17 protein-coding genes and 1 pseudogene are annotated in these 8,605 nt (G+C 50.3%); all 18 read right to left on the bottom strand.

What is annotated here, in order from left to right; translation table 11 throughout:
- Window positions 1-24: 24 nt before the first annotated feature.
- Entirely contained in the window at window positions 25-243 is a 219-nt protein-coding gene (gene arfA / locus KQJ18_RS19005) for an alternative ribosome-rescue factor ArfA (protein ID WP_038634656.1), read from the bottom strand.
- Window positions 244-302: 59 nt separating this feature from the next.
- Window positions 303-728, bottom strand: a complete 426-nt coding sequence (gene zntR / locus KQJ18_RS19000) for a Zn(2+)-responsive transcriptional regulator (protein WP_038634659.1) — start codon at window positions 726-728, stop codon at window positions 303-305.
- 10 nt (window positions 729-738) lie between these two features.
- Complete coding sequence (locus KQJ18_RS18995) at window positions 739-1,107, bottom strand: DUF1992 domain-containing protein (RefSeq protein WP_216422503.1); 369 nt, start codon at window positions 1,105-1,107, stop codon at window positions 739-741.
- A 107-nt stretch (window positions 1,108-1,214) separates the two neighbouring features.
- Window positions 1,215-1,598 (bottom strand): 50S ribosomal protein L17, encoded by a 384-nt coding sequence (gene rplQ / locus KQJ18_RS18990; RefSeq protein ID WP_001216370.1) that lies wholly within the window; start codon window positions 1,596-1,598, stop codon window positions 1,215-1,217.
- Between the two features lie 40 nt (window positions 1,599-1,638).
- Entirely contained in the window at window positions 1,639-2,628 is a 990-nt protein-coding gene (gene rpoA / locus KQJ18_RS18985) for a DNA-directed RNA polymerase subunit alpha (protein WP_003031139.1), read from the bottom strand.
- A 25-nt stretch (window positions 2,629-2,653) separates the two neighbouring features.
- Window positions 2,654-3,274, bottom strand: a complete 621-nt coding sequence (gene rpsD / locus KQJ18_RS18980) for a 30S ribosomal protein S4 (RefSeq protein ID WP_003031138.1) — start codon at window positions 3,272-3,274, stop codon at window positions 2,654-2,656.
- Between the two features lie 33 nt (window positions 3,275-3,307).
- Window positions 3,308-3,697: a 30S ribosomal protein S11 gene (gene rpsK, locus KQJ18_RS18975; protein WP_003031137.1), complete on the bottom strand. Its 390-nt coding sequence runs from the start codon at window positions 3,695-3,697 to the stop codon at window positions 3,308-3,310.
- A 16-nt stretch (window positions 3,698-3,713) separates the two neighbouring features.
- A complete protein-coding gene (gene rpsM, locus KQJ18_RS18970) occupies window positions 3,714-4,070 on the bottom strand; it encodes a 30S ribosomal protein S13 (RefSeq protein ID WP_003031135.1) in 357 nt (118 codons plus the stop codon).
- Window positions 4,071-4,216: 146 nt separating this feature from the next.
- On the bottom strand, window positions 4,217-4,333 hold the full coding sequence (gene rpmJ / locus KQJ18_RS18965) for a 50S ribosomal protein L36 (protein ID WP_000868187.1): 117 nt from the start codon (window positions 4,331-4,333) through the stop codon (window positions 4,217-4,219).
- Between the two features lie 30 nt (window positions 4,334-4,363).
- On the bottom strand, window positions 4,364-5,695 hold the full coding sequence (gene secY, locus KQJ18_RS18960) for a preprotein translocase subunit SecY (protein ID WP_001118864.1): 1,332 nt from the start codon (window positions 5,693-5,695) through the stop codon (window positions 4,364-4,366).
- Window positions 5,696-5,702: 7 nt separating this feature from the next.
- Complete coding sequence (rplO, locus tag KQJ18_RS18955; RefSeq protein WP_001238917.1) at window positions 5,703-6,137, bottom strand: 50S ribosomal protein L15; 435 nt, start codon at window positions 6,135-6,137, stop codon at window positions 5,703-5,705.
- A gap of 3 nt (window positions 6,138-6,140) precedes the next feature.
- The gene (gene rpmD, locus KQJ18_RS18950) at window positions 6,141-6,320 is read right to left on the bottom strand and encodes a 50S ribosomal protein L30 (RefSeq protein WP_001140434.1); all 180 of its coding nucleotides are present in this window, start codon (window positions 6,318-6,320) and stop codon (window positions 6,141-6,143) included.
- Between the two features lie 3 nt (window positions 6,321-6,323).
- Window positions 6,324-6,827, bottom strand: a complete 504-nt coding sequence (gene rpsE, locus KQJ18_RS18945; RefSeq protein ID WP_003031131.1) for a 30S ribosomal protein S5 — start codon at window positions 6,825-6,827, stop codon at window positions 6,324-6,326.
- Window positions 6,828-6,841: 14 nt separating this feature from the next.
- Window positions 6,842-7,195 carry a 50S ribosomal protein L18 gene (rplR, locus tag KQJ18_RS18940; protein ID WP_000358956.1) on the bottom strand — a complete coding sequence of 118 codons (354 nt, stop codon included), beginning with the start codon at window positions 7,193-7,195 and terminating at the stop codon, window positions 6,842-6,844.
- Between the two features lie 9 nt (window positions 7,196-7,204).
- Window positions 7,205-7,738: a 50S ribosomal protein L6 gene (gene rplF, locus KQJ18_RS18935; RefSeq protein ID WP_006687355.1), complete on the bottom strand. Its 534-nt coding sequence runs from the start codon at window positions 7,736-7,738 to the stop codon at window positions 7,205-7,207.
- A 12-nt stretch (window positions 7,739-7,750) separates the two neighbouring features.
- Window positions 7,751-8,143: a 30S ribosomal protein S8 gene (gene rpsH, locus KQJ18_RS18930; protein WP_003031127.1), complete on the bottom strand. Its 393-nt coding sequence runs from the start codon at window positions 8,141-8,143 to the stop codon at window positions 7,751-7,753.
- 30 nt (window positions 8,144-8,173) lie between these two features.
- Entirely contained in the window at window positions 8,174-8,479 is a 306-nt protein-coding gene (gene rpsN / locus KQJ18_RS18925) for a 30S ribosomal protein S14 (RefSeq protein ID WP_003031125.1), read from the bottom strand.
- 14 nt (window positions 8,480-8,493) lie between these two features.
- Window positions 8,494-8,605: pseudogene (locus KQJ18_RS18920) on the bottom strand (50S ribosomal protein L5); the annotation flags it as partial.

Below are 8,605 nucleotides of genomic sequence, written 5' to 3'. Positions count from 1 at the left end.
GCTGAAAGAACAGAATAATCGCTCTTAAGCGTTCACTGAAACAAAAAGGCCAGTGGTAAAAAAGTGCTTCACTTTCTTGCCACTGGCCTCCCAGTTTCCCCGATTGCCATGTTTACCTTTACGTAGATAACTTCCTTTCCCTTTCTTATTTTTCTCAACGCGCTGCCTGAACAGTGGATCATGCAGAAGCGCCTCAATGGCGTTGTCCTTTATCTGTCCTTTGGTATGCTGATAACGGCTCATACTCTCTCCAGTTTGTGGGGTAATTTACGCCGGGAGTGTAGACCTGACCGTGCAAAAAATCAACGGTCTGATAGTGTCCCGCTGGCGCCTTGTTCAAGTGCTTCAAGAATAGAACAGTACACACTGCTGTGTGCTTTACCACAGCACGCATCATTTAATCGCTGTAACGATCGTTGCATCGCCTGAAGCTCCGCTATGCGCGCTTCGACCTCTTGTAATCTTTCCTGAACGATCCCTTTTGATTCCTGGCAGGTATGGTGCTCTGGATCTATGCGGATCGAAAGCAGTTCGCGAATCGACTCCAGTGTAAAACCAAGCTGACGGGCATAACGAATAAACTTAAGACGCTGAAGATCACTTTCCGTGTAGAGGCGAAACCCGCCTTCGGTACGTACTTCATGTTCCATCATCTGCTGCTTTTCATAGTAACGGATAGTATCCGGCGTCACGTCAGCCAGCTTCGCTAATTCACCAATTCGGTACATGCTCTCTCCGCTATTTGTCGTTGATCTTCTGTGGCAGCTTATCTGCGTATTCGCCGTGTAAAAATTCGGTGCTAAGTCCAGCCTGGCGAAGTTTTAGCTCCAGTAGCGACAACCGTCGACTGACTTCCTGATAACTGGCATCATCTTTGCGGATCCCCGCGAGTATTTCAAGCAGTTGGATCGCCTCTCTGCGCTGCTCAAGCTCAGGTGGAAGGCAGCCTGCATTTTTTAATAAACGGTATCCGGCCCGAAGTTCAGGCGGAATATGGGAATCATCGTCAAGAGTAAGCGGTTCGCCTGTACCAGGTAAATCATCAAACTCGCCTTTAGACTGTGCAGCAATAATATGGCGCTCCGCCCACTGGTCCAGTAACCACATATGACGCTCCAGGGGATGAACAAAAAGAGTACAGATATTGTAGATAAGTGGGGATATGGCGGATATAAAAAAACCCGCCGAGGCGGGTTTTTTTACGTTACTACAGATTACTCTGCAGCAGCTTCTGTTTTCTCTGAACGATCAACCAGCTCGATGTATGCCATCGGCGCGTTGTCGCCTGCACGGAAACCACACTTCAGAATGCGAGTGTAACCACCGGCGCGGCTCGCGAAACGCGGGCCCAGTTCGTTAAACAGTTTTGCCACGATCTCGTTATCACGAGTACGGGCGAATGCCAGACGACGATTAGCTACGCTATCAGTCTTGGCAAGAGTAATCAGCGGCTCAACTACGCGACGCAGCTCTTTCGCTTTCGGCAGAGTCGTCTTGATGATTTCATGACGAACCAGTGAACCTGCCATATTGCGGAACATAGCCTGGCGATGGCTGCTGTTGCGGTTCAGTTGACGACCACTCTTACGATGGCGCATGACCTTATCCTTCTCAGTAAAACCTTAACCTGTGATCCGGTTACTCGTCAGCGATGCTTGCCGGTGGCCAGTTTTCCAGGCGCATGCCCAGAGACAGTCCACGGGAAGCCAGCACGTCTTTAATCTCAGTAAGAGATTTTTTACCAAGGTTAGGCGTCTTAAGAAGCTCAACCTCAGTACGCTGTACCAGATCACCGATATAGTGGATAGCTTCTGCTTTGAGGCAGTTAGCAGAGCGGACAGTCAATTCCAGATCGTCAACAGGGCGCAGCAGGATCGGATCGAATTCTGGTTTCTCTTCTTTAACTTCCGGCTGACGTACATCACGTAAGTCAACAAAAGCTTCCAGTTGTTCAGCCAGAATGGTTGCCGCACGACGAATCGCCTCTTCAGGATCGATTGTGCCGTTGGTTTCCATTTCGATGACCAGCTTGTCCAGGTCGGTACGCTGTTCTACACGCGCTGCTTCAACATTGTAGGCAATACGCTCTACAGGGCTGTAGCATGCGTCGACCAGCAGACGGCCGATTGGGCGCTCATCTTCTTCCGAATGAATTCGGGTAGAAGCCGGCACATAACCACGACCGCGCTGAACTTTGATGCGCATACTAATAGATGCGTTCTCATCGGTCAGGTGGCAGATCACGTGCTGTGGCTTGACGATTTCGACATCACCATCATGGGTAATGTCGGCTGCAGTCACAGGGCCAATGCCAGATTTATTCAAGGTAAGAATAACGTCATCTTTACCCTGAACTCTCACCGCCAGCCCTTTCAGGTTGAGCAGGATTTCCAGGATATCTTCCTGAACGCCTTCTTTGGTGCTGTACTCATGTAGTACACCATCAATCTCAACCTCGGTCACCGCGCAACCCGGCATCGATGAGAGCAGAATACGGCGCAGTGCGTTACCCAAAGTATGGCCAAAGCCACGCTCTAAAGGCTCAAGGGTCACCTTGGCGTGCGTCGAACTCACTTGCTCGATATCTACCAGGCGCGGTTTTAGAAACTCTGTCACAGAACCCTGCATTGTGTCCTCTCTTTGGTACTAAGCTTTACTTGGAGTAAAGCTCGACGATCAGGTGTTCGTTAATGTCCGCAGACAGATCAGAACGCTCCGGCTTACGCTTGAACGTACCTTCCATCTTGCCAGCATCAACTTCCAGCCAGGTTGGCTTTTCACGCTGCTCAGCCAGCTCCAGAGCGGCTTTCACGCGAGACTGCTTCTTCGCTTTCTCACGAATGCTAACAACGTCATTCGGACTAACCTGATAAGAAGCGATGTTAACAACACGACCGTTTACCATAATTGCTTTATGGCTGACCAGCTGACGTGCTTCTGCACGAGTGGCACCGAAGCCCATACGGTATACAACGTTGTCCAGACGACCTTCCAGCAGACCCAACAGGTTTTCACCGGTGTTGCCTTTCAGACGTGCTGCTTCTTTGTAGTAGTTACGGAACTGACGCTCCAGCACACCATAGATACGGCGAACTTTTTGCTTTTCACGCAACTGCACACCATAGTCAGACAGACGCGGTTTACGCGCACCGTGCTGGCCAGGAGCTTGTTCAATTTTACACTTGGTATCGATCGCGCGAACGCCAGACTTAAGGAATAAGTCAGTGCCCTCACGACGGCTCAGCTTGAGCTTAGGACCCAAATATCTTGCCATTTTCTTTCTCCAACAATCCTAGAAACGACAGCGTTATACGCGACGTTTTTTCGGCGGACGACAACCGTTATGAGGGATCGGAGTCACATCAGTAATATTAGTGATGCGGAAACCAGCGGCGTTCAGAGCACGAACAGTAGATTCGCGACCTGGACCCGGTCCTTTGACCATAACTTCCAGATTCTTGATACCGTATTCTTTTACGGCTTCAGCGCAACGCTCTGCTGCAACCTGAGCTGCAAACGGAGTGGATTTGCGAGAACCACGGAAACCGGAACCACCGGCTGTTGCCCAACCCAGTGCGTTACCCTGACGATCAGTAATGGTAACGATGGTGTTGTTAAAAGAAGCATGGATATGAGCCACGCCGTCAGAGACTTGTTTTCTTACACGTTTACGTGCACGAATTGGTGCCTTTGCCATTATTCAATCACCCCGATTATTTCTTGATCGGTTTGCGCGGACCCTTACGGGTACGTGCGTTGGTCTTGGTACGCTGACCGCGAACCGGGAGACCACGACGATGACGCAAACCGCGATAGCAACCAAGGTCCATAAGGCGCTTGATGCTCATGCTAACTTCACGGCGCAGATCACCTTCAACGACAAATTTGGCAACTTCGTCACGCAGCGTGTCGATTTGTTCTTCAGACAGCTCACTGATCTTAACATCTTCAGCGATACCCGCTGCAGCCAGAATGGCTTTAGAACGGGTCTTGCCGACGCCGTAGATCGAAGTTAATGCGATCACAGCATGTTTCTGATCAGGAATGTTAATGCCTGCTATACGGGCCACTATGCACTCCTACTATTTAATATGTACGCACCATGCTGAAAAGCCCGTTTTCAGGATACTCAAATGGAAACGCACAGACATACAAAAGATTGGCTGGCTAATCTAGCCAGCTCAACCCAACTTTGCAAGAAAAATATGCGAATAAATCAGCCTTGGCGCTGTTTATGCTTCGGCTCGGCACTGCAAATCACACGGATGACACCATCACGCTTAACGATTTTGCAGTTACGGCATAATTTCTTGACGGAAGCACGAACTTTCATTTTTACTCTCCGTAACTTCTCGGGCGACTGTTAACGGCCGTAGCCTTTCAGATTCGCCTTCTTCAATGCAGACTCGTACTGACTTGACATCATCAGAGTTTGCACTTGAGCCATAAAGTCCATAATCACGACAACAACGATAAGCAGTGAGGTCCCACCAAAGTAGAACGGTACTTTCATTGCATCACGCATGAACTCCGGGATCAGGCAGATAAAGGTAATGTAGAGCGCACCAACCAAAGTCAGGCGGGTCATTACTTTATCGATATACTTCGCCGTTTGCTCTCCCGGACGAATTCCTGGTACAAATGCACCGGACTTCTTCAGGTTATCTGCTGTTTCACGCGGGTTGAAAACCAACGCCGTGTAGAAGAAACAGAAGAATATGATTGCAGACGCATAGAGTAACACATAAAGCGGTTGCCCAGGCTGCAAATACAGCGAAATTGTTGTCAGCCAGTTCCAACCAGTCCCGCCCCCGAACCATGACGCGATGGTCGCCGGGAACAGAATAATACTGGAAGCGAAGATTGCCGGGATTACCCCCGCCATATTCACTTTCAGCGGTAAATGTGTGCTCTGTGCAGCATAGACACGACGACCTTGCTGACGTTTCGCGTAGTTTACCACAATACGGCGTTGACCACGCTCAACAAATACAACAAAGAACGTCACTGCAAATACTAATACTGCAACCAACAGCAACACGAGGAAGTGCAGGTCGCCTTGACGCGCTTGCTCGATAGTATGGGCAATGGCTGGCGGGAGTCCCGCAACAATACCGGCGAAGATAATGATTGAGATACCGTTGCCGATACCACGTTCAGTAATCTGTTCGCCCAACCACATCAGGAACATAGTCCCTGTAACCAGACTTACAACAGCGGTGAAATAGAATGCAAAGCCTGGATTCATTACCAGGCCCTGCATACCAGGCATATTCGGCAGACCGGTAGCAATACCGATCGACTGGAATATCGCCAGCACCAGAGTACCGTAGCGGGTGTACTGGCTGATCTTACGACGACCAGACTCCCCTTCTTTCTTAATTTCTGCCAGCGTTGGATGAACCACCGTCAGCAGCTGGATAATGATCGACGCCGAAATATACGGCATGATCCCCAGAGCAAAGATAGAAGCACGGCTGAGAGCACCACCAGAGAACATGTTAAACATTTCAATGATGGTGCCTCGCTGTTGCTCAAGCAGTTTGGCAAGTACAGCGGCATCAATACCAGGGATCGGAATGAAAGAGCCAATACGGAACACAATAAGCGCACCGATTACAAACAGCAGTCTGCGTTTCAGCTCGCCTAAGCCACCTTTGGCACTTTGAAAATCTAATCCCGGTTGTTTAGCCATCTGCTACTTATTCCTCGATTTTACCGCCAGCAGCTTCGATAGCAGCACGAGCGCCTTTAGTAACACGCAGGCCACGAACAGTTACCGGAGTAGTGACTTCACCAGCCAGGATCACTTTCGCGAACTCGATCTGGATACCGATAATGTTAGCTGCTTTCAGCGTGTTCAGGTCTACAACACCGCCTTCAACTTTAGCCAGGTCAGACAGACGAACTTCGGCTGTAATCGCTGCTTTACGTGAAGTGAAGCCGAATTTCGGCAGACGACGGTACAGAGGCATCTGACCACCCTCGAAACCGCGACGTACGCCACCGCCAGAACGAGACTTCTGACCTTTGTGACCACGACCACCGGTTTTACCGAGGCCAGAACCGATACCACGACCCAGGCGTTTACCCGCCTTTTTGGAGCCTTCGGCCGGAGACAGAGTATTTAAACGCATCTCTTACTCCTCAACTTTAACCATGAAGGAAACCGCGTTGACCATACCACGAACTGCAGGAGTATCCTCGCGTTCTACGGTGTGACCAATACGACGCAGACCCAGGCCAAGCAGCGTTGCCTTGTGTTTCGGCAGACGACCGATTGCACTGCGGGTTTGAGTAATTTTAATAGTCTTTGCCATGGTTTATTTCCCCAGAATTTCTTCAACGGATTTACCACGCTTGGCAGCGACCATTTCCGGAGATTTCATATTTTCCAGACCGTCGATAGTTGCACGAACCACGTTAATCGGGTTGGTGGAACCATACGCTTTAGCCAGAACGTTACGAACTCCAGCGACTTCCAGAACGGCGCGCATTGCACCACCGGCGATGATACCGGTACCTTCGGAAGCCGGCTGCATGAATACACGAGAACCCGTGTGAGTACCCTTAACCGGGTGCTGCAGGGTGCCGTGGTTCAGCGCGACGTTAATCATATTGCGACGGGCTTTTTCCATCGCTTTCTGGATCGCTGCTGGAACTTCACGCGCTTTACCGTAACCAAAACCAACGCGACCGTTACCATCGCCAACTACAGTCAGAGCTGTGAAGGAGAAAATACGACCACCTTTAACGGTTTTAGATACGCGGTTTACCGCGATCAGCTTTTCCTGCAGTTCGCCAGCTTGTTTTTCGATGTGAGCCATCTTACACCTCTACCTTAGAACTGAAGGCCAGCTTCACGGGCAGCATCTGCCAGTGCCTGGACACGACCATGATATTGGAACCCGGAACGGTCAAAGGACACATCTTTGATGCCTTTTTCCAGAGCGCGTTCGGCGACAGCTTTACCCACAGCTGCTGCAGCGTCTTTGTTACCGGTGTACTTCAGTTGTTCAGCGATAGCTTTTTCTACAGTAGAAGCAGCTACCAGAACTTCAGAACCGTTCGGTGCAATTACCTGTGCGTAAATATGACGCGGGGTACGATGTACCACCAGGCGAGTTGCGCCCAGCTCTTTGAGCTTGCGGCGTGCGCGGGTCGCACGACGGATACGAGCAGATTTCTTATCCATAGTGTTACCTTACTTCTTCTTAGCCTCTTTGGTACGCACGACTTCGTCGGCGTAACGAACACCCTTGCCTTTGTAAGGCTCAGGACGACGGTAGGCGCGCAGATCTGCCGCAACCTGACCGATCAGCTGTTTATCAGCGCCTTTCAGCACGATTTCAGTCTGAGTCGGACATTCTGCAGTGATACCTGCCGGCAGCTGATGATCAACTGGATGAGAGAAACCTAAAGCCAGGTTTACTACATTCCCTTTGACCGCTGCACGATAACCTACACCAACCAGCTGCAGCTTCTTAGTGAAGCCTTCGGTAACACCGACAACCATTGCATTCAGCAGGGCACGCGCGGTACCAGCCTGAGCCCATCCATCTGCGTAACCATCACGCGGACCGAAGGTCAGTGCATTATCTGCATGATTTACTGCAACAGCATCGTTGAGAGTACGAGTCAGCTCGCCGTTTTTACCTTTGATCGTAATAACCTGACCGTTGATTTTTACATCAACGCCGGCAGGAATAACGACCGGTGCTTTAGCAACACGAGACATTTTTTCCTCCGATTAGGCTACGTAGCAGATAATTTCGCCACCAAGACCAGCCTGGCGCGCTGCACGATCAGTCATAACACCTTTAGAGGTAGAAACAACTGCGATACCCATGCCAGCCATAACCTTCGGCAGCTCGTCTTTACGCTTATAAATGCGCAGACCTGGGCGACTGACACGCTGAATGCTTTCTACAACAGCTTTACCCTGGAAATACTTAAGAGTAAGTTCCAGTTCCGGCTTGGTGTCGCCTTCAACTTTAAAATCTTCAATAAAACCTTCTTCCTTCAGCACGTTGGCAATTGCCACTTTCAGCTTGGAGGAAGGCATGGTGACCGCAGCTTTATTCGCGGCCTGACCGTTACGGATACGGGTCAGCATATCCGCGATCGGATCTTGCATGCTCATCTGTCTTTACTCCCGTGATTCAATTGGTAATTACCAGCTAGCCTTTTTCAAGCCTGGTACTTCACCGCGCATAGCGGCTTCACGCAGTTTGATACGGCTCAACCCGAACTTGCCCACATAGCCATGCGGACGACCTGTTTGACGGCAGCGGTTACGCTGACGGGACGGGCTGGAATCACGCGGCAGAGACTGCAGCTTCAGAACTGCGTTCCAACGATCTTCGTCGGTCGCGTTCACATCAGAGATAATAGCTTTCAGTTCAGCGCGTTTTGCGAAGTACTTATCAGCTAAAGCTACGCGCTTTACTTCGCGTGCTTTCATTGATTGCTTAGCCATTCAGTAACCCTACCTTACTTGCGGAACGGGAAGTCAAAGGCAGCCAGCAGAGCACGGCCTTCTTCGTCAGATTTCGCAGTAGTGGTAATGGTAATATCCAAACCACGCACGCGGTCGACTTTATCG

This window comes from Citrobacter sp. S55_ASV_140 (genome assembly GCF_018919505.1).
Classification (GTDB): domain Bacteria; phylum Pseudomonadota; class Gammaproteobacteria; order Enterobacterales; family Enterobacteriaceae; genus Citrobacter; species Citrobacter werkmanii.
Note: the sequence above shows the minus strand (reverse complement) of the source record. Positions and strands in the feature narration are given on the sequence as shown.